Here is a 244-nt window from a genome sequence, read left to right as displayed (position 1 = left end):
CACATCAGTTGGAAAACATTTTTAATGGAGCCTTGATGCCCTATTTATCTCTATACCGGGTTAATCCTGGTGAATGCATTTGCTCCCAAGGCGATTGCGTGAATTATTTGTACGTGCTGGTTAAGGGGAAAGTTAAAGTGTCTACGACATCAGTTGAAGGCAAGAATCTGATTTTGTCATTCAAGACCCCTCTTGAAGTAATTGGAGATATTGAATACATACAGGGAATCGATATCATTAATAC

1 protein-coding gene is annotated in these 244 nt (G+C 38.9%); it reads left to right on the top strand.

Going from position 1 to position 244, the window contains the following annotated elements; all coding sequences use genetic code 11:
• Nucleotides 1-244 (top strand): Crp/Fnr family transcriptional regulator (locus SB754_RS22400; RefSeq protein WP_410784478.1); only part of this gene is annotated, 244 nt, incomplete at both ends.

It is taken from the genome of Leifsonia sp. SIMBA_070, assembly GCF_046534635.1.
GTDB lineage: Bacteria > Actinomycetota > Actinomycetes > Actinomycetales > Microbacteriaceae > Leifsonia.
This window is presented reverse-complemented; position numbering and strand designations above follow the sequence as displayed.